This is a genomic window from Marinobacter litoralis (genome assembly GCF_016427555.1).
Taxonomy (GTDB): Bacteria; Pseudomonadota; Gammaproteobacteria; order Pseudomonadales; family Oleiphilaceae; genus Marinobacter; species Marinobacter litoralis_A.
In genome coordinates this window covers 320062-340544 of record NZ_JAELVS010000002.1, presented here as the reverse complement: position 1 = coordinate 340544, position 20483 = coordinate 320062, and the positions used below count along the sequence as shown (strand labels likewise).

18 protein-coding genes are annotated in these 20483 nt (G+C 47.0%); 4 read left to right on the top strand and 14 right to left on the bottom strand.

Annotation, left to right across the window (positions count from 1 at the left end; genetic code table 11):
• The first annotated feature begins 38 nt into the window (after positions 1 to 38).
• From JAO79_RS09195 to JAO79_RS09185, 3 genes are all read left to right on the top strand, one after another.
• Positions 39 to 998 (top strand): hypothetical protein, encoded by a 960-nt coding sequence (locus tag JAO79_RS09195; RefSeq protein WP_199006959.1) that lies wholly within the window; start codon positions 39 to 41, stop codon positions 996 to 998.
• Positions 998 to 2563, top strand: a complete 1566-nt coding sequence (locus JAO79_RS09190) for an oligosaccharide flippase family protein (protein WP_199006958.1) — start codon at positions 998 to 1000, stop codon at positions 2561 to 2563. Before JAO79_RS09195 ends, JAO79_RS09190 begins: the two co-directional genes overlap by 1 nt.
• 75 nt (positions 2564 to 2638) lie before the next feature.
• On the top strand, positions 2639 to 3586 hold the full coding sequence (locus JAO79_RS09185) for a glycosyltransferase family 2 protein (protein WP_199006957.1): 948 nt from the start codon (positions 2639 to 2641) through the stop codon (positions 3584 to 3586).
• A gap of 23 nt (positions 3587 to 3609) precedes the next feature.
• Here the strand turns inward: JAO79_RS09185 and JAO79_RS09180 are convergent, their stop codons facing one another.
• Both JAO79_RS09180 and JAO79_RS16420 read right to left on the bottom strand, forming a co-directional pair.
• Positions 3610 to 4965 (bottom strand): O-antigen ligase family protein, encoded by a 1356-nt coding sequence (locus JAO79_RS09180; RefSeq protein ID WP_199006956.1) that lies wholly within the window; start codon positions 4963 to 4965, stop codon positions 3610 to 3612.
• On the bottom strand, positions 4962 to 6107 hold the full coding sequence (locus tag JAO79_RS16420; RefSeq protein ID WP_199006955.1) for a glycosyltransferase family 4 protein: 1146 nt from the start codon (positions 6105 to 6107) through the stop codon (positions 4962 to 4964). The genes JAO79_RS09180 and JAO79_RS16420 overlap by 4 nt, the downstream gene beginning before the upstream one ends.
• A 273-nt stretch (positions 6108 to 6380) precedes the next feature.
• Between JAO79_RS16420 and JAO79_RS09170 the strand changes: the two genes are divergently transcribed.
• The gene (locus tag JAO79_RS09170; RefSeq protein ID WP_199006954.1) at positions 6381 to 7472 is read left to right on the top strand and encodes a hypothetical protein; all 1092 of its coding nucleotides are present in this window, start codon (positions 6381 to 6383) and stop codon (positions 7470 to 7472) included.
• Positions 7473 to 7549: 77 nt separating this feature from the next.
• Here JAO79_RS09170 and JAO79_RS09165 read toward each other — a convergent pair whose 3' ends face one another.
• From JAO79_RS09165 to JAO79_RS09110, 12 genes are all read right to left on the bottom strand, one after another.
• Positions 7550 to 8530 (bottom strand): glycosyltransferase, encoded by a 981-nt coding sequence (locus JAO79_RS09165; protein ID WP_199006953.1) that lies wholly within the window; start codon positions 8528 to 8530, stop codon positions 7550 to 7552.
• On the bottom strand, positions 8520 to 9362 hold the full coding sequence (locus JAO79_RS09160; RefSeq protein ID WP_199006952.1) for a polysaccharide deacetylase family protein: 843 nt from the start codon (positions 9360 to 9362) through the stop codon (positions 8520 to 8522). The genes JAO79_RS09165 and JAO79_RS09160 overlap by 11 nt, the downstream gene beginning before the upstream one ends.
• Positions 9363 to 9548: 186 nt before the next feature.
• Entirely contained in the window at positions 9549 to 10436 is an 888-nt protein-coding gene (locus JAO79_RS09155; protein ID WP_199006951.1) for a glycosyltransferase family 2 protein, read from the bottom strand.
• Positions 10433 to 11782 (bottom strand): phenylacetate--CoA ligase family protein, encoded by a 1350-nt coding sequence (locus JAO79_RS09150; RefSeq protein WP_199006950.1) that lies wholly within the window; start codon positions 11780 to 11782, stop codon positions 10433 to 10435. The genes JAO79_RS09155 and JAO79_RS09150 overlap by 4 nt, the downstream gene beginning before the upstream one ends.
• Positions 11779 to 12879 (bottom strand): glycosyltransferase family 4 protein, encoded by a 1101-nt coding sequence (locus JAO79_RS09145; protein WP_199006949.1) that lies wholly within the window; start codon positions 12877 to 12879, stop codon positions 11779 to 11781. Before JAO79_RS09145 ends, JAO79_RS09150 begins: the two co-directional genes overlap by 4 nt.
• Positions 12876 to 14018 carry a glycosyltransferase gene (locus JAO79_RS09140; RefSeq protein ID WP_199006948.1) on the bottom strand — a complete coding sequence of 381 codons (1143 nt, stop codon included), beginning with the start codon at positions 14016 to 14018 and terminating at the stop codon, positions 12876 to 12878. The genes JAO79_RS09145 and JAO79_RS09140 overlap by 4 nt, the downstream gene beginning before the upstream one ends.
• Before the next feature lie 5 nt (positions 14019 to 14023).
• Positions 14024 to 15103, bottom strand: coding sequence for a glycosyltransferase (locus JAO79_RS09135; RefSeq protein WP_227664480.1), 1080 nt, complete (start codon positions 15101 to 15103; stop codon positions 14024 to 14026).
• A gap of 93 nt (positions 15104 to 15196) precedes the next feature.
• A complete protein-coding gene (locus tag JAO79_RS09130; RefSeq protein ID WP_199006946.1) occupies positions 15197 to 16054 on the bottom strand; it encodes an XrtA system polysaccharide deacetylase in 858 nt (285 codons plus the stop codon).
• Between the two features lie 29 nt (positions 16055 to 16083).
• Positions 16084 to 17376, bottom strand: a complete 1293-nt coding sequence (locus JAO79_RS09125; protein WP_199006945.1) for an outer membrane beta-barrel protein — start codon at positions 17374 to 17376, stop codon at positions 16084 to 16086.
• A complete protein-coding gene (locus tag JAO79_RS09120; RefSeq protein WP_227664479.1) occupies positions 17369 to 18274 on the bottom strand; it encodes a hypothetical protein in 906 nt (301 codons plus the stop codon). The genes JAO79_RS09125 and JAO79_RS09120 overlap by 8 nt, the downstream gene beginning before the upstream one ends.
• The gene (locus tag JAO79_RS09115) at positions 18274 to 19794 is read right to left on the bottom strand and encodes an XrtA system polysaccharide chain length determinant (RefSeq protein WP_199006944.1); all 1521 of its coding nucleotides are present in this window, start codon (positions 19792 to 19794) and stop codon (positions 18274 to 18276) included. Before JAO79_RS09115 ends, JAO79_RS09120 begins: the two co-directional genes overlap by 1 nt.
• A 41-nt stretch (positions 19795 to 19835) precedes the next feature.
• Positions 19836 to 20480 (bottom strand): XrtA/PEP-CTERM system exopolysaccharide export protein, encoded by a 645-nt coding sequence (locus JAO79_RS09110; RefSeq protein ID WP_199006943.1) that lies wholly within the window; start codon positions 20478 to 20480, stop codon positions 19836 to 19838.
• Between the last annotated feature and the right edge of the window lie 3 nt (positions 20481 to 20483).

The following is a 20483-nucleotide window of genomic DNA, read 5'->3' as shown; positions in this document are numbered from 1 at the left end:
TTGACTAGCAATGTTGAGTTATAAGTATGCCACACTGTTTGAACCCTAAACTTTGGTTAAAAATTTGTTTAAAACGCCTTGCTGGGCTTATGGGCTATAAGCTCTCAAAATATGGAGAGTTACCCCCGATCGATGTCCGATCAAGTGGAAACCATCCAGCGCTACTGCTTTACCAGAGCACTACCCAGCCAGTATTAGTTGACGTTCCTATTTCCAAAGGCCGAGGCCTGCGCACCCTACCGCTAGATATTACGTCCACACACCCGTTCGTGCTAGCGTCGAAAGCAGGACTCTCAGCCCAAAATAGTGAGCAAAGCATTCACCATGCGTTAAAGCATTACTATACCTACGTACAACCCAAGACAGCAGCTGAGTGGCTAGGACTTGCAGAACATCACCATTCAAGGCTCCACAATGAGGTTCCTTGTGGCATATCTATGCCATGGGATACACGAACCCCTACCGAGTGGCGTGAAGCAAGAGAGTTATTCGCTCAATCTGAAAGCAAAGCAGCAGGCCGAAACCTCTCTATTGAAAACGGCTGGCACTTCTGGGGCCCGGTTGATGAACAGAAACTTTTAGTCGAGGCCCGGCGAATCCACAGATTGATGGCGTCGCTCGAAGCGAACGGCCATCATCGTCATAATGGCCACGATGGGGACATTCGCGGCATCATGCTACGCGTTTCGAATGATGAATGGTGTTGGCAAGTAGCAGGAGGAGAACACCGAGCCGCCGCCCTTAGCGCACTTGGATTTAAGACTGTGCCGGTAAGAATAATACAAGTTGTGGACCGTAAGGACGTTGATATCTGGCCGGGTGTAATCTCGGGTGTGTTCTCTCGCGAAGCCGCGTTAAGTGTCTTCGACCGGATACTTGAGGGTGCAATCCCTTATTCTGTTCATCAATGGAGTATGACTATTGTAAACCGCAATACTCACTCTGCTCCCAACACAAAGCCGCGGTCGGCCGCCGAAGAACCTGCTGGCGCACTCTGATGACATTATTAGGAAAACTGATAAAAAGCTCCGCTTTTCGCACCATCGAGACGGCGATCAATATAGGCATCGGATTCCTGATGTTGCCACTTCTGATGCACCATTTGGGAGAGGAAATCTATGGTATTTGGGTACTCGTGGGGAGCATTACCGCGTCGTTCTACCTGTTTGACCTCGGTTTCGCCTCAGCAGTCACTCGTTTTATCGCAGCCTCATTGACCCGAGGGGATCGAACCGAAGCTCAGTATGTGTCCTCAACAGCCTTCGTTCTCTACTGCGCACTAGCGTTGCTCATCATCCTTACCACGATTATCATTGCTAGCCTTACCCCGAATATAACCAGCTCGGGCGATCATACCACTCTCATCCAGTCGTTGATTATCATTACAGGTCTTAACCTTGCGTTAGAGTTTCCGTTCAAAGCCTATGCCGGGATAATTTCCTATCATGTACGGTACGATCTAATGTCGGCTGTACGGATCAGCGTTAAACTAGCCTCAACAATAGCAACGATTGCCGCGCTACTGATTGGCAAAGGCATCATTGAAGTGGCTCTTATTGGGCTTGCCGGCTCACTAATCTCAAACCTTGCATTTCGGTATTTCTCCCACCGCCTTGAACCTGATGTCCACGTTAAAATTTCCCGTTTTCGACGTGCTCACCTAAAAGACCTTTTCAATTTTAGTACCTGGACATTCTTGATCGATGTATCTCGTTTGCTCCAAGAGCGCGCCCCACTCTGGTCAATTGGTTTTTTTCTTGGCCCGCAATTGTTAGCAGTATTCTATGTAGGGCAGCGCCTAGTGGAATACCTCTTTCAGTTTTTATATCGGGCTGTGAGCATGTATACACCAATACTGACCCGTGAGCACGTAAACAACAACATACACGGTTTTACGAGCAAGCTGATCATTTTCACTAAACTCAACGTAATTCTTGCATGCACATCTATGGTCGGGTTTATTACTCTCGGAGAACCATTAATCAAATTATGGATGGGCAATAATTTTGACTATAGAACCGCCTATTTGTCAGGGCTTTTTCTTTTAGCTGGAAAAATGCTCTTATTCATAACCATGCCGATTAATAGTGCCTTCTTATCAAGGCAGAAACCTCGCGTTATGTCGTTTGTCAGCATGGCAGAAACTTCATTCCTTGGCGCACTATTAATTGTAGTTCCCATATTATTCGATACGAGCCTTATTAACATCGCATTTTCCGTGATGGTTTCGTACGCTCTAACACGACTCATTCTTGTCCCTGCCTTAATATGCAAAGAACTCAACTTGTCTATAGGTAAAATAACATTTCTTTGGGGTCGCCCCCTGCTCGTATCGTGCGTCGGTTACTATTTGATAAGCTCACTGTATTCGAACGTACAAACAGAGATTCCACAGATAACAGCAATACTGATTTGCGCCACATTCTATGGTTTTTACGTGCTTATGACCCTACCTTTCTTGCTTTCTGCCCTTGAACACACCCAGCTAGCCAGAGTCTTGCCGGAGAGGTGGATGCTTTTACTCAATTGGCCGACACTATTCGCGAAGCATGGCGAAACATGAGCAACGAGCTATACTTTGATTTGCCCACTAGAACACGCTGCCGTGCTCCAATGCCAAACTTAGGATGGTCGTTCTATGGATGAACCTCTAGTCAGCATAATTATCGCCGCTTATAACGCTTCTGAATTTATCACCGAAACGCTCGACAGCGTTTTTTCTCAAAGTTACAAAAATTTAGAAGTCATCGTCGTAGACGATGGTTCAACCGATAATACTGCCGAGATCGTGAAAAATTACGGCACTAACATAATATACATACACCAACCGAACAGCGGTAGCTGCGCAGGCCCCAGAAACCACGGTTTAGAGTATGCTACTGGTGAGTTGGTAAACTTCTTCGATGCCGACGACATCATGCTTCCTGAGAAAATCGAAACCCAGGTAAAAGCTCTGCAAGCCCACCCCGAATCTGCTTTATGCGTAGTGAACTACCGAAACTTTACCGGCGGGACTCGATCAGCAGACCATTTCAGCAGTTGCCCAAATCTAGTTCCTTATTTACTAGCCTATAAGAACAAGCACTTTACCCTAACGTCAGAAGAATGCCGGAACATATTGATTGACGACAACTTCACAATTGCCTCTTCTCCAATATTCAGGACTGCTTACGTTAAGCAAGAACAAGGATTTGATGTATCGCTAACGGCATGCGAAGACTTCCATTTAATATACCGAGTCGCTATGCACGGAAATATCGTAATTGTCCCTGGGATAGGATTTGAGCGTAGAGTGCATGGCGCGAATATGAGCAATGATAATGAACGCATGTTAAGAAATTTGATAGATAGCCGAAAACACCTATCATCAATAGAACCAAATATCGAATTAAGAAAGCGGTTAGAGATCCGTGTTATTAGATATCTACGAACACTACAATCATGCTTTGTTAACGAAGGCATGCTTATTTCTGCATTAAAGATGTATAAAGAAACCTTCCCCCCCAGCTCAAAATCGGAGCTAAATCATGATCTGCGACAAGGCGTGAAGATCCTATTACGCAGAGTAGGCCCGAAAAAAAACTAATAAAACAGTATTCTACGATCAGATCATCTTACCTTCTTTGCTAATATAAATTTTTCGTTAGTTTTTGGACCGACTGAAAAATCTTTTTCAGCACCTAGGCTAGAGTTAGCAATCCGATCCTTCGTAATGTTAAGCAAAGCCACAGAAAGCCCCCCAAAAAAGTACCACTCATAGCTTTTCAAGCCATAGCTCGCCAAACTAAAAAGTAAATTCATTAATAACCAAACCTGCATTGCCTGGGAACAACGGAAAAGAAAATCATTGGTTCCCAAACTTATCTTGATAAGGCTAGCTGCTTCACGGAAATTTTTGACCATTGATTTCAAATATAAAACAAATATAAGAAGTCCGATCATCCCTATTTCTTGCCAAATTTCAGCCCAAAGAATATGCGAGATCTGATCTTTACCCCTAACATTCCAATTAGCCTCTCTGGAAGTACCTAATCCATGACCAATGATAGGCCTATTCATCGCCACCTTGAAATCTGCTGACCACCCGTCAATACGGCCCTCCGCTGAAGCGGACTGACGAGCATCATCACTAACTAGAGACAAATAACGATCTTTCTGAATCTCATTTAAATTCATACCTATAACTAATAGGCCAACCAAACCCAACATCAGAAGCCTAAACTTGTATTTGCTTTTTACCCAGATCCCAAAAGCTATAATTCCGAGCGCTAGAATACCGGACCTTGAAAGAGTAAGCCCCATCGCATAAAGTAGAACAGGGATGAGTAGCGCGTAGATGAAAAATGCTTTCTTTCCGCTTGGGGCAAAAACGTAATGTAGAAATGGAAACACTGTCGCAATTATAAACGCTAAACCATTAGGGTTCACAATATCCGATGGTGCTCCGGAAAGCCTGCCCGCAAATTCCCCCCCCCCTAAATGCGTAACAGAACCCAAATAACCAGATGTAATATTTAACAATAAAGGTTCCAATATTCTTATAACATTACATGCCACAAAAAATGAAATTACAGCCTTCAACCTCCTTTCACTGACAACAAGATTTACTGTAAAAAAATAGAATATAGCCGCTTTTATAAATTCTATAATTCCCTTATTTAAAACCGATCCTGGCCACTGCACTAACGGAATCGTGATAATTGCATATAAAAGTATCGCTAACAAATATTTTGATGCGTCATCAATGCGAGTCCCTTTCTTTGATTGAGAAGAAAGTATTAAAAACGTTATCACGCCGACCAAAATAAAATCCAGCCTGATCGCGCCTAAAATAGAAATACGAGACGGCAAATGAAGAAAAAAGCTAACTAAATAAACAAGAAATAGAGCGAAAGCTACCTTCGTTTTTTTCTCTATAACTCCATCTCTTTCCTTATTATTAAGATCAACGCCAAGGGGATTCATCGACAAACCTGTTCATACATCAGCTGGATCTGCTCAACCGTTTTACTAACCTCGAACCGTTCAACAGCCTCTGAAGAAAAATTATCAAATGGTTGGCGCCCTTTTTCCAGGCAGTCTACAATTCCTTGTGCCAGACTCTCAGCACTCCCGGCCTCAACCACCACAGCAGGCGTATCGGCAAGCACCTCTCTAAGCCCAATGCAATCGCTGCCAACAAAAGGAACTCCGGCACAAAGAGCCTCCATTGGTTGAAGCGGACAAGCTTCCCAAAGCGAGGGCATTACTACTAAATCGCAAGCTTTCAGATAACCTCCAATATCCGGTGTAAATGGAAGGAAATAGAAGTATCCGGACAGACCTCGCTTTTCCAGGCGAGCCATTTCTTCTCTAATAAAACCTCCCGATCCTACGCAGACTATCTTAATGCTCACTGACGGCATAAACGTCTTCAAATATTCGACCGCGTCAACGAGAATAGAAAATCCTTTCTGTCCCATGAAACGGCCGAAAAAACCAATTAGCACGTCTGTTTGCCCGAGACTAAGCTCATCTTTTAGATCAATTTTTTTGGCATTTCTGAATTTTCTCGCCTGAATACCGTTCCGAATGACGACATGTTTGCTACGCGAGAGAATCGGCAACGTCGCTTTGAGGTTGGCCTGCGCATCTGACGAAACTGAATGTACCTTACTACAACCGCAAAGAGCCAAACCCAATACCACTTTTTTCAACCACCCCCCTGGCCCTTTAAACTGGACGCTATTGAGGACGTCGTGAGAGGTACAAATCAAAGGAACTCTTAATAAACGCGCGGGGAGCACACTCGAGATTGCGGAAGTAAAACCGTGCGCATGCACGAGGTCATATTTGTTATTCTTCAGAGCGTTGAGCACCGCATTGAAGCAACCCCAAACTTCCGTACCATTTTCGGGAAATAAAACCCACTCAGAAAATATTGAAGAAAGGTCACTCTCCAAAGTACCTGAATTGCCTGTGCTCGCACCGACAAACGTAAATTCAAATTGTTCCTTATCAAAGTGTTGATACACATACCTGAGAAACGTTCTTATTCCACCCACAGGCCATCGCACCACCACGAGTACTCGAAATCGCTCATCACTCCTTAAGGAATTATCGCTCACAAATTTAGCTCCATTTCTGCGCTTAGATCAAATGCTTTTACCAAATTTCGTCAATAAACATGTAAAACCTATGTCCTATTTCGGCACCACAGTCGCCTTTACATTATAGACATTGAAAGCATAAATTGATTGCTAGGCGTTCAAAAATTCCAATTAACGATAAAAAAAAACGATTTATTCCCAATAAGTCTGCTCTATCGAAAAATACACGTACCCGAGAACGATGATTTTTTAGTAAACTGAAGGAGATTTAAACCTGACCTTGGGGGTTACATGATTTCTCCAATCAACCGAAGAGCTCAGTGCGTTTCAACACTAGTTTGCACTCTGTTCGCTTCAACCACGGCGATGGCCGTTCCAAATATTACGGGTGTCAGCCAAGTTTCTGACTCGCCCCCAACGCTTCTGGTCACTGGATCAGGGTTCACAGAAAAGAATCGTGGAGCGCCTCTTTACTATTTCAATTTTGAAAATGGATCGAAGAATCAGAGTAAATTATCATTTATTACTAAACCACTAGCTGCAAATGGTACGATTACTTCGCAAACAACACCAACAGGCGAAGGAAACGTTCTAAAATATAGGATATCTGATGATTACCGTGAGGTAGCTATCCCAAGAATTGAAATAAGCCCAGCCCCTGATAAATTATATTTATATTTTCACAGACGCTATGACTTTTCGATTGGCGATTCATCTACTTGGGGGCCAATGGGTTTCAATCTTAAGGTGAACCGACTCTGGGGAAGTGATGGCAACAACATATACTTGGGATATCAAGGTAAAGAAGGCGCTAATTCTGCGAGAATCTATGCTGAATACACCGCGGAAGGTGGGTCGGTATGGCCAGGAAGCCAACTCGGTCAAGTGAAAGATGAGTGGACTCAGGAGGAAATAATCTATTCGTCAAGCGGCGTAAATGTTAAAAATGGACAGTTTGATTTTATTCGTAATGGAATACTACCATATAGCCGCACTTGGAGAATGAGGACAAGTGACAGATCGAGCATGTATGACGAAATTTATTTTGATCAAATCAGCAATGGCGCCAATACATCGCAAGATTTGAACATATACTACGACAATATTTACATTGATGATTCTCATCATCGCATTTACGTTTCTGAATCCCCGACGTTCAGTAATGCAAAAAAACGCCTGATTCAGGTACCCATTTCTTGGGACAACAATAGTATTCAATTCGCCTTTAGTCCTGGCGGAAGTTCCGTCGATAGCCTTTACGTGTACGTTGCAGACAAAGACGGCAAAATCAATGAGAAAGGTGCTAGGATTTGTCAGAATAACTGTCCCCAGCTTCCTACAATGGATGCACCACCGGCAGCTCCTGATTTAAGTATTGAATAGTAGGCGTTTCCTGTTCGATATAAAATTTACCGGACAGGAAACAAATGTTATTCTAAAAAAAATAATAAACCACCCATTCATAGATGATAAATAACATCCTTAAGAGCTTCAATCTTTTTGTGATACCTAACTTCATAGTCACCTCTAAACCATTCAATATCTGACTTTAATGCATCTTCTTTATCAATCGCATATAATATTGAATCCTTCAAACCTCCAGAATCATTTTCACTATACACATACCCTTTACTAAAAGTATCAGATGAACATAAATTATTGGAGATAATGCAAGGAGTGCCAACCGCTGCTGCCTCGTAGCCACCGCAAACTAAACAATCAGGGCGATTCGTTAGATCTATAATAAGATTCGATCCTGCCAAAAGATCGATATAATCCTGCTCTGAAAGGAAACCTGTTAACTTTACATTATTCGGAATGGGTTTATTAAATACGTATTCCGGAGGCCTTCCGGTTACGAAAAGCATGACGTCTTTATCCGACAAACTCTTAAAAGCTTCCATAACTTCCATATATGGCTCATCTTTCGCCCAACTGCATACGAACACTAATTTTTTCACTTTACCTTTTGAGGTCTTCACCCCCTTAGAAACATCGAGCTTTGGTATTGGATCTTCTAGAACAAAAGGACGACCACCTCTATCTTTTATTGATTCTATAAGAAATTGATTAGTGATGATGGTCAATTTTACTTTCGAAATCAGCACCGAACACAATTTGTTTAACAGCCAAAACTTACCCTCCAAAGGAAATATTGCAGCATTATGCGCATCCATAACAAGATCTAACTTTGAAAAGCGAGAATAAACCAAAATAAATACAGCAAGAACTATTGATGGATTCTGAAAGATCACGATATTGGGCTTTTCTTTTTTCAATATCCGAAATGTTTCGATTATCGAACGATAGTATCTAATCAAAAAAAAATTATCATGCACCACTTCAAAAATAGGCACACCTAGTTCTCTAGAAATACTACGGCTGCGTGTATGTATCTCCCACGACAAGAAGATACATTTCTTATCTTTATCAATATTCATCCGAACTCATACTCCGACGAAACATAGCTGCAACATAAGATATTCCAAATATTGTTTTAGTAAATCTCTCAAGATCTTTATCGACCGAATATCTTCCGACAGACAAAACATCGTCAAGGGGGTCCAAGGTTGGGTAAGCCGCCACGCCATATTTATATCCTGAATTTAACAGCTCGCGCTTTACCTTATCATTGAAATCAAATTTCGTTCCATTTGGATAACATAAAATAGAAACATCGACACCCAAATTACAATATATCGATTTCTTAGAGAACATCAATTCGTAACGTAATTCGGACAGACTTAGGCGGGTCAAAACCGGGTGAGTGCACGTATGACTACCAATATCAACTGATCCACCTTCTATAAACCTATTTAGCTGTTCCCAACCGACAGCTTCAAATCCTTCAGGAGCATATTCCGGTAGACAAACGTCATTTAATGAAAAAAGATCAGATATATACGCTTCCTTAACCAAATTATCTAATGTTAAACAATAATTCGATATATCTTTCCAAAGTGATATCGAACTTTCTTCGAGCCTTATATCGTCATCAAGTTTAGACGGAATTTTTATTTGCGACTTCTTAGAGAGTAAGAACTTGATTTTATCCGGCCACAACCAGACATCACCATTCACAAACCCGGTAGTTATAAAGAGAGTCGCGGGTATCCCCTCTTCCTGAAGTATCGGAAATGCATACTCCGCAAAATCACTATAACCATCATCAAAGGTTACGGCGACTGCGTGCTTAGGTGTAATTCCCTGCTCATGTAATTCGATGAGATTCGACAAAGAGATCGGATTAAAAGACCTTTTGATCAGTTTCATCTGCTTTCTAAACTGATCCACAGAAATAGTCCCAGGTGATCCGTCCGGAGATATTCTGTGATACATCAATATCCGAGGATGGTTACGTGCGAGGAAGCGTGCGACCTGCAAACCGCCTAATGGCTTTGAAACCTTGTATATGAAATTGTTTAACGTCACAGTCCATCCCTCGACTTGGCCATGGCTCTAGACTCTCCGTATCATCAGCTTAATCAGGCTTTTCCATCCGCGCATATACGATGCGTCGTGCTTTAATCCGGTGAAAATGTCAGATAAGGGTTCAGAGATTGTTTTTTCAGCGCTGGCAATAGCCATCGCTCGGCCAATGTACATGTCTGCCCAGGCTCGCGAAGCTAAACGCTGGGATACTTTGCTTGGGTTCGCGTTGATAAACTTTCTGAGGATGCGGAATGCATTGTCATAGCGGCCTCGATAGTTTTTGGACATCTGCCCTGGCCATATCCGGTACACATAAGTGACCTCCGGACAGTAAACGAACTCCCAATCAATTGAGTACCTCAGCCACAAATCCCAATCGATGCCCATAGGTAACTCTTCGTCGAACCCACCATTTTGCTCTAGACACTTTCGACGAATGACCGAGGTTCCAAAAGGTATGAAATTGGAGATCACCAATGCATCCGTTACTTTCCCGCTGTAACGAGTGTAAGGCGCCTCTTTTTCTATAGCTGTAGAGTTCTGGTCGATGTATGACACTTCGCTATACACCACCCCTACTCGAGGGTCTGAGAACTTAGGCATTTGGACTTCAAGCTTATTATTCGCCCAAAGATCATCAGCATCGCAAAACGCTATAAAATCACCTCGAGCTTCTTTAAGGCCAAGGTTTTTGGCTTTGGGTTGGCCCCGGTTTTCAGTCCGGATGTAGCGAACACGTTCGTCGTTGTCGAACAACGCCATACGCGCTGGCGTGTCATCTTCAGAGCCATCGTCGATGACGACGACTTCTAGGTTGCTCCAAGACTGCGCAAGCACTGAAGCAACAGCATCCGGCAAATATTGGTCCGTGTTGTAAGTAGCGATGACTACAGAAACCAGCGGTTGATCACTCATTGATTAACCCTGCAAATAGAAAACCTGTATTTACCGGATGCCTCTTGGGGGATTTCATCTACGTTGTTGATGGTCAAGCCAACGTCTTCACCGAATACCTCTCGCATAGCGCTCGTCAGCTCTTTGTCAGTCTGCTCGGTGAATTCACGCCCTTTCACTCGATTGATCACAACTTCGTAAATCTGCTCTTGAATCAACTGCATTTGTTCAATGCCGGGTACTTTCGTCAGCGTTCGCTCCACCAGCGAGATTCCGGCAACCTGGCCGCCATGCGGAAGCCTGAGGAAGTCCGCCACTCGGCCTTCCAACTTCTCCAAAAGTGGAAAGCCGCGGCCGCATTTACACGTGCGCTCGCTGTATACGCCCACATCCTCAACACGGTAACGAATCAGCGGCATTGCGTAATTGTTTAGGTCCGTTACGACGATCTTGCCAGGCTCTCCCGCCGCAACCGGGTTATTGTTGCCATCCAAAAACTCCACGTAGACGTGGGGAACATTAATGTGCATCCCGCTGTGCTGATCGCACTCGCACGCGATTAGGCCAACCTCTTCACATCCGTAGCGATTCGTAACTTGGCAACCGAAGGCTTGTTCAATGGTTTTGCGTTCGTGCTCTAAAAGCATCATAGAGGTCGCAACAATGCCTTGAGGTCGTAAATCGGTGATGTTTTCGTGAAGGAGGTATTTCGCAAAAATGTAGATTGAGTGCGCGTGTCCGAATACGGCTCCCGGTTTTTCTTTTCTCCAGCGAGTTACAAACGCCCCCATAGATCGGCTGTTTAAATCCATGGTGTCCAGATAGATGGTTCTGTCGAGCAGGTTATGGCGCAGTTTCTGTTTTACGCTGTCGGGTACGGGGGGGTTACCCCACACCGAAGCCCTTTTCATACCGAGATCCCATCCTGACCAACGGTCTGCCATTAGTTGGGCCGCGTTTCTTTTTTCCTGGCAGGTGTCATCAAAATAAAGATTTAACGAGACGCCGGTAGATCCGCCCGTTTTGGCCGAAACCAGTTGCGTTTTCTTGCATTCATCGCTGATGAACTGATCCCCGCCATTCCGGATCGCTTGTTTGGTGGTTACTGGTATCCGCTCAATGTCCTTTAACGTTCGGATATCCGATGCTTTAATTCCATGCTGGTTAAAAAGTTCTCGATAATATGGGCTGTGTGTTTCCGCGTAGATCAGCAAAGAATTCAGACGGCTTAATTGCAGATCCTCGAGATCTTTCTGGGCCCACCATTGTTGTTTTTCGAGCTGGCGCCACTCCAGGAGCCGATGGCTGCCGTCTTTTAGATCCCAAGCCGGGTAGAAGATGTACTTAGACAACGCGTTCATCATCATTGTGGGGCCCCTGGTCGAAGCGTTTTATAGAGCGAGATATGCTGGTCAAGCATGGTGTTCAGGTTGTATCGTTCCGCCACATCAACTGCCCCTCTTCGCCCCATGCGCTCTCTCAATTCGGGATTTTCAATAAGCTTTTTGAGCATTTCTGCCAAGGCTGAAACATCACCTACGTCCACCAAGTACCCATTCTCTCCGTGCTGCACAATCTCTGGGTTACCACCGGTACGGGTACACACCACGGGTTTGCCGCAGCGTATATACTCAATAATGGCGTTGGAGAATCCTTCTGTTTCCGAACAAAGAACCGCTACATCAAAGTCTTTTATGAACTTTTCCGGCTCCGCCTGAGAGCCCAGAAAGTGCGTGCAGTCCCGAATGCCAAGTTCATCAGCCAGCTGTACATAGTGCGTAGGGTCTCCCCCTCCCACAATATTTAAGCTAGACCTCAAACCCGCCTTTCTCAACTTGGCCACGGCTTTGATTAAGTCCTCAATTCTTTTGATCGGCCTAAGATTCGCAACTACGCCGATGACGACAGGATCGCTTTTTTTGTATTCAGCATTGGGACCGTTCTTTTGGATTTTTGTGGCAGGATAGCCGTTGTAAATGACTTTGATTTTTCGGGCCGGAATTCCTTCAGAGGAGGCGGTGATATTGGCCACTGCTTGGCTGTTGCAAACTACTGCAGCTACAAAGCGCTTGGTTAGCCTTAAAGCCTGCAGATATTTTTTGTTGTACCAAAAGCCCATATCGCGACGGGAGATAACGGTTTTTAAACCGGCCAAACTCATAGCAGGCGGGCACAATACAGATGCATCGTTAAAAAATACGTGGACCAGATCGAAGCCGTTCTTCTTTAAATGCCGGCCATAACTGTAGGTTTTAACCCAACTTCCGGGGTTTGAGAGCGAGCCGATGTCCAGCTCTTCAATTGCAACCGGGAACTCTCCATTACGGGTGTACTTTGTTCCCCTGAATACTGCGAACCGCACTTCCCAGCCTCGCTCGACTAGCCCTGCGACCAGCTTAAGCACCTGGCTTTCGGTACCTGCATAGGGGTTGTTGTATTGATCCATGATGATGCTGAGTTTCATCCGATAGCCTGCTGATAGACTGCGGAATACTGCCGGGCCATAGAAACCGAGGAATAGGCTGATTGCACCCGGTCCCGGGCCCAGTTGGCGGCAATTTTCTGGGCTCCCAGGCTAGAGAGCACTTCTTTCATACCATCCAATAACGCCGCACCGTCATTTTCGGGAATAACCACTCCTCCCGAGGTGTGGGTGCCCGTTCGCCCCAGCACCTGGCCAATTTCACCCACGTTGGTCGCGAGAATCGGAACTTCCACAGCCATAGCCTCGAGCAAGGTAATCGGCAGCCCTTCTGTCAGAGACGGCATGCACAACATATCGACCTTCGACATTAAGGCTGGAACTTGATCGGAATAACCTGGAAGTAATAAGTTTGATGAAAGGTCAGCCTCTTTCGCCTGGCGTTCAAGCTGCCCTCGCATCGCGCCCTCGCCAATGATGATCAAGCCCGCATTCGGGTAATCCTCAATTACCAGGCTAAAGGCCTGAATTAGCCGATCAAAACCCTTTTCCGGAGATAACCGCCCCACCGCCAGCACCACAGGCGAATGCGCTTCAAGAAAGTCTAAGTAGGTTTCACTTAGTGGACATTGTGCTTTTAACTGAACAGCGTCTACGTCCAGCCCATTCGGTATCACGGCCACTCTTTCAGACTCAGAAATGGCCCGTGGTATTTGCTGCCTCATCGTCTCAGATACCAATACCACCGCTCTCATCTGGTTTAGGGCGAACCGATCTACGCTTTCATAGAGCCAGGATTTGGTAAAACGCGGAGCTTTAATGTAACCGTGCAAAGTTGTGACCAAAGGCAACGAACGAATCGATTCCGGCCATAGGCCCATCAGCACGTTAAATTTATAGCCATGGGAGTGCAGTAACTGAAAGCCGTTGCTCCTGGCCCAGCGGAAAATGTCCTTGGCACCCATCAGGTTGAAACCTGCTTTCATGCGCCACGGGGTAACGGGCAAGCCCAGGTTTTTGGCCTCGGTTTCGAGTGGTTTCTCGGGCTGCTCTGGTTCCCCGGCGCTAAGTATCATAGGAGCCAGTCCCTGCTTTATCTGCTCGGAAACAAGCGTTAGTAGCATCTTCTCAGCACCGTAAAGACCGCCACTATCAATTAAGTGCAACACCTTGATCGCCATGTTGCTCAGCCCTTCCTTGGGTTCCAGACGACTTTCTTTTCCCCCTTTAAAAACGAGATGGCCGCTTTCAAGGAGGCGTAGTTCAGCAACAAGAAATAATACGGTACGGTTAGAATCACAGAAGTAGCTTGATTACCCTCAGTTTTGGTATGACCTATCCAGGCCAACACATAAAACGCGACGGCGCCGATGAAACCCAAGGAATAAATGCCTCCTCGCCCGGCAAGGAGCAGCGCGGCCAAGGAGAAGGTAGCAAGCGGCAAAAAGGCGGCATATCGCAACAATTTGTGTGAAATAAGCTGGATTGCGAAGATCCCATAAGTGAACGGATTCATCAGATGGCGCATATCCTTTAACGCCCACATTGCTCGCAAGCTAACCCGAACCCGCATACTGAATTCGCTGCCGCCATCGTCCAGCGCTGACTCCTGCAACAGTGCGCGCGGTTGGTAAACAACACGATAGCCCTGCTCGATCACTTTGAGTGGTTGTACAAAATCGGGCAGTTGGTCGGCTCGGAGTGGCTGATAAAGATCTTTTCGCATGGCATCGATGCCGCCATCTACACCTACAATCGAACCAAGTTCAGTCTCTTTTTCACGCAGCCAATTCTCGTACTTCATATACGCGCTGCAGCCATCTCCCACTAAGGAACCGTCATCGTTTACATAGACCATCTTGCCAGTGACGTAACCTGTGCTGGGATCATCAAAGCAGCGCACCAAGTGGCGAACAGCCTGCCGGTCCCAATGCGAGTTGGCATCGGAAAACAGCAAAATGCTGCCTTTTGCCGCAGGTACCAGCGTGTTCAAGCCGGCAGTTTTACCTTGTCTCGGGCACTGACGATAAAGGCGAACGGGAATCGAAGCCTGCGCACTAAAACGCCGGACAATGTCATCCGTACCGTCTTCGGACTCATCCGAGATGACCAACACTTCAATTCTGTCTGAGGGATAATCGAGTTCTTGTTTGTTAGCGAGCGTTGCTTCGATATCGGCAGCTTCGTTATACGCAGCGATGAGTATGGACACGAAAGGCAGGTTTTCATCACCACTGCTTGCAGCAGCTGACTGCACTGTGGGCATGGTGTTCGCCAACACCGTAACTACCAAGGGGTAACCGACGTAGACATAAACCAACAAAAACAGTGATAACCAAAAGATTAGATACAGCATGGGTTAGTTATCCAACACGCCGCGGTTCCGGAGAACCTGCGTCATCGTAGTGAACTGGAATTGCGATAGCAGCTTTTGCAAACGCGCTTCGCACACATCCAGATTGTTGTAGTGCCGAAACCGGGAAAACCACTTTACATCCAGTCGTGGTTGCCCGGGATCGACTTCCCATGGGTGTAAATAAAATACAAACGGCTGCCCCTTCCGGTTAATAGAACCTAATCCCCATTGGCTGAACCAGTATGGAAATAGCCGGAAGTATCCGCCGCCAGCAATTGGTAACGTATATCCAGGTAACTTCAGCGTACTCAACGGAAATTCCGCCAGCTCGTGGCCATTATCGGTTTTAAGCCGGTGGGGCCATCTCGGGGTGCCGGGCATGCCATAACGGTCATGATGTACCGGAAAAATCGACGAATCCCAGGTAAAACCCTCTTCACAAAGAATATCCAGTGCCCAACGTGACTGGTGGGTGATTGAATAGCTCGCGGCGCGATACCCCGTCACGGCCTGCCCGGTTATGTCTTCCAGAATTTCCTTCGATTTACGGGTTTCTTCACGGAAAACGTCGGGGGTCTGGTTGTAGATGAGCTGATGGCTGTAACCATGACTCGCAATTTCATGGCCCTGCGCGACAATACGCTTAACTAATGCTGACGAGCGCTCGGCCACCCAGCCTAAGGTGAAAAAGGTCGCTTTGGTTTGAGCTTCGTCGAGTAAGCAAAGGATTCGGTCGGTATTCGCCTCTACCCGGTACTCCATGGAGGGCCAATCGTCATACTGAACGGCTTCAGCGAGAGCCGCCACCTGGAAGTAATCTTCCACATCGAATGTTAATGCATTTGTTATTTTTTGCGTCATGCTCAAAGCTCTTCCCTGTGATGGTTGATTCAACGAAGCTGGTACTCCAAACCAACCAATGCCCAACGCTCCTCGTACCTCCTTGATACCACGTCGCTACCCTTCTCTTCGTGCCCAACACTGGCGAATACGTTGAGCCTGCGACTGGCTTGATATTTCAAGCCAAGCTCAATATTAAGCTGCTCATCATCCGATTCATCTTTTTCGAATTTGGTGTATCGGTACCCATACTTTGCATATAGCGACACCAGCTGCGACAGAGACTTGGTGGCACTTAGCCGAACTCCCGCACTCTGCTCCTCTTCGTCGGAGTCAAGATAGTCGGAGCTGTTTGTGAACACCCCAGCGCTGAGGCGACTACCATTAGAGAATCTTTTGTTCAGCCCTGCCTCAAGCGATGTCGTTTCAACCGCCAGACTTTCGGTAAGATTGAACTCGAACTCTTCAAATCGAATATCAAAACTCGAGGTACTATCGGTCAACTCCCTTGCCCCCCGCAGATACCACTCAGCACTGCCACTAATCTCACGGATGAACTCAAGGTTCCCCACACTGCCACTGCTGGTGGACGACGATGCACCAAATTCTGTTTCGATCTCGCTCACTCCTATAGCGCTTGATAATGAAGCCGTTGCCCACCGTTTTCCCAAGTTCACTTGAGCCGATCGCACCTGTACGTTGGCGCTGGTGTCATACTCGGTATCACTCACCGAAAGACTAAGGCCACCATTCAGAGTGGGATTAAATAAATGGCTCCAACCAGCCGTACCGATTACTCGTTCGCTATCACGTTCTTCTGGTTCGCTGAATTCGGTGTTTTCGTATCGGGCCTCGAAACTCACCGAATCCACGGGACTCACCTGAAAAATATAGTTAGGGCCGGTGGAGAACAGGTTTTTGCGCGTCCTGTTATCGGGGGTGTCGTTATCCGAAGTATCCTGCGTGACTTCCCGCAAGTTGTTCGTGACACTCCAACTCAAACTTTCGGATAACTCGCATCTACCCCGCGCATCTACCTGAGCGTCGGTTTCATTGTCGAAGGATTCGTCCGACCAAACGGTATAGCCAACACTCCCTGAAAGGCCGCCAACGCATCGACCATCGCTCTTCTCGTAAGTAGCATTCAGGTAAGTTCTGCTTTTCGTATTGTCCTGTCTGTCCTGCTCAAGAACTTTAGTTGCGTTATTCGTGGTTAGAATCGTTTGCCCGACGGCCAACTGAACGGGGTCAGCGATTGCCGTTGAAGACAGGAACCCGAAACACCATCCAACCGCACACATCCGCGAAAGACAAAACTTGCTTGTGAGGTGTGGTCTAACCATTGATAACAGCCCCCACAAATTTATCCGGATTAAACGCCGTGGCCGCTTTCTCAACGGTTGATGGCGTGATCTTCCCGTGTGGCACCACCAACATGCCGTAGTCACAAAGTTCCGTGAGAATACGGGCATCCGGAGATTCGGAAATTGGTGCCGTGTCCAGCACAATAAAGCGGTCCGGATACCGCCGGCGGATGGCTTGGAGGAATTGCTTCATACGAAACGAGGTGAAGAACTCAGCAGGTGTTTCGCGGCGACTACCCGCCGGGATCAAACGGAGCCTGGGAATGCCGGTCGGATACAAGATTCTGCTGATATCGAAGTTCGGATCATCCAGAAAATCGGTTAAGCCGGTCTCGGGTATGACGTCCAAAGAGCTATGAATGGAGGGTTCTCGCAGGTTGCAATCAATGACCAGCGCCGTTTTCGCCTGATCAAAAGCGAAAGCCGCAGCCAAATTAAGCGCTACAAACGAAGAGCCTGCGCCCGGGGAAGCTCCGCTGACCACCATCGTAAAATTGTTGCCGCCGGACAACTCTAATAACTTGGTCCGCAGATCACGAAACCTGTTAACAAGCACTCGGTTCGAAGATTCAGGGTAAATGATTCTCCGTTCATCCAGATCATCAGGAGTGAGCTTTCGGGGCTCCTGCATCTTTGTAATTTGCTTGCTGATCAGATACCGGTCAACAGCTCCCGGCCCAAGCTCTAAGGAGCTGGGTACCAAAAGTTTTGAATCTTCCTCGCCAGATGCTTCGACTTCCTTTTCCAACCGTTCCTTGCGACGTTGGAAGTACGGATGCCGCTCTACATGATCAGGTTGGTTATTGCGATGTTCACGATCAGGGCCACCTACCCCCGCATCGTCAACTCTAGAGGTCTCGCTCTTCCAATCCGCCATTACAGAACTCCCATGTATGCAGCCGCCACGATGGCGCCATACACAGCCACAATCACTACCGCACATATCCCGATTAAAACGGTTACCCGTCGGTCCCGACGTTTTTCGAAAGGCGTTCGAACTGCGGGGATATCAATTAACACAGGCAAGCCAATCTCTTCCTCCAGCTGCTCTCTCACCCGTACTCGAGGATCGATTTGCAATAGGCCAGCGATAGCGCCAAAGGGAATAAATGCTCCTGCCAGCAGCCCCGCAGCTGCAAAGGCCGAAAACCGGGGGCCGGAGGGTTGATTAGGATATTGCGCGGCCTCGTTGATTCGATAGCTGAGGCCCTGCCCTTCCACATCCAGATGCATAGACACTCGGGCCTTCTCGCGCCGCTTCAAAAGATCGTCGTATATTTCGCGGTTTACCTGCAGATCTCTCGTAAGATCGGAGTACTGGGCCTTGTTCTCTTGGATTCTCTCCATTCGGCGATTTTGCTCGGCGATGAGTTTTTCTAGCGAGGAAATTCTTATGTCGATTGTGGCGACATCAGCACGCGCTTTGGTGATGTCGGCAGTGATTTCCTGATACAACGGGTTAAAGGTTTGCACGCCTTCATCCTCACCAGAGGAACGTTGACCGCCCGCCAAATGAGCTCTGCGCTGTTTTTTTAATTCGGCAATTTGCTCACGCAGAATCACGATATCAGGATAAGTGTCATGGTATTGCAGACGCAGCGTGTCCAGACGTTCTTCAAGAACACTGATCCTTTGACGGTACACATCCTCTGTTTTTCCTTGGCGGATGGTCTGACGAACCCCACCGCGTTGTTGCTGCAGTGACTCCACTCTTGCATTGAGTTCTTGCCGTTGAAGGCGGGCGAGCTCGAGTTGGTTCCGGAGCTGGGCCAAGCGGGCGTTGGCCTCGCCTTCGGTGCCATCGGTATTTTCAGACAGAAATTCTTTAAGTTGCTGCTCCACTTGCGCCAATTGTTGCTCGTAGCTCTTCACTTGTTTATCAATAAAATCGTAAGCACCACGACTTTCCTTTCGCTTACGGTCATTGGATTCCTCAATAAACAACTGAGCCAGCTTCTGCGCCACCCTGAAGGTTTCCAGTTGCGATTCTGATGAGAACCCGATGCTGAAATAGCTATCGCCCCTGGGGCGGACAAACAGGTTGCCGCGAATACGGCCGATACGCTGCTCAACGGCAGCATCTTCCATGGAGGAATCGGGATAGACAGTCGTATCCCGAGCCAAACGCTCAATTACCGATCGGGTCAATAACAGTTCTCGAGCACCAGAGATGCGATCATTGATTTTGGTAGTAACCGCCCGGCCTTCCATGAGTGGGCGGATGATATTGCTGTCATCCACAAAGATCACAACAGAAGCCTGGTACTTATACGGAAAGACAAACCCCACACTCAATACCGTGAAGCTGATTACCAGAAAGGCTAACAGCACTAACCATTTGCGCTCTCTAACCTCACGAATAATCTCGTTCGGCATTTTCGATAAGGGTAAAGCCATAATCACACCTGGCCGGATGGGCGATTGGTGGTCGTAGGGGGTTAGAAACTTCGCTCAGGTATGGTCAAAATATCTCCCGGGCGCATCGAATAGTTGGTGGCTATCCGTCCCTTACTCAGGATGTCCTCTAGCTGAACGGGTATTGCTACAACCTTGTCGTCAACCTGCCGGTACAACATCGAATCGTTCAGGTTCGCAAATTGGTTAGCGCCGCCCGCATTCAAAAACAGGTCAAGAACGGTCATACCGCTTCGGTGAGGAATCGAAATCGGTTGGCGAACGGCACCGGTTACCCGCACCCGGTCTGTGAACTCATGACTTCCCATGGAGGTGACGACGACACTTACCTGCGGCTCCCGAATATACTCTGACAATTTCGCCCTGATTGACTGAGCAAGCTGCTCGGGCGTTTCTCCGCTCGCCCTTACGTCCCCTACCAGAGGCACAGAAATCATGCCGTCTGGCCTAACCGGGACAGAAATGCTGATATCTTCGTTACGCCACACGGAAACCCGTACAACGTCTGTGGCACCTAAAACGTATTGGTCAACACTGTCACGCGCTTCCATCGCCAAAGCGCGCTGCACCATTTCTGGTGAAGACGGGGAATTGGACGCACAGCCTGCCAACATAAAGGCGACCATGAATGAAAAAACTGCTGCAGAGACGAAGGACTTCAGAGACATTGT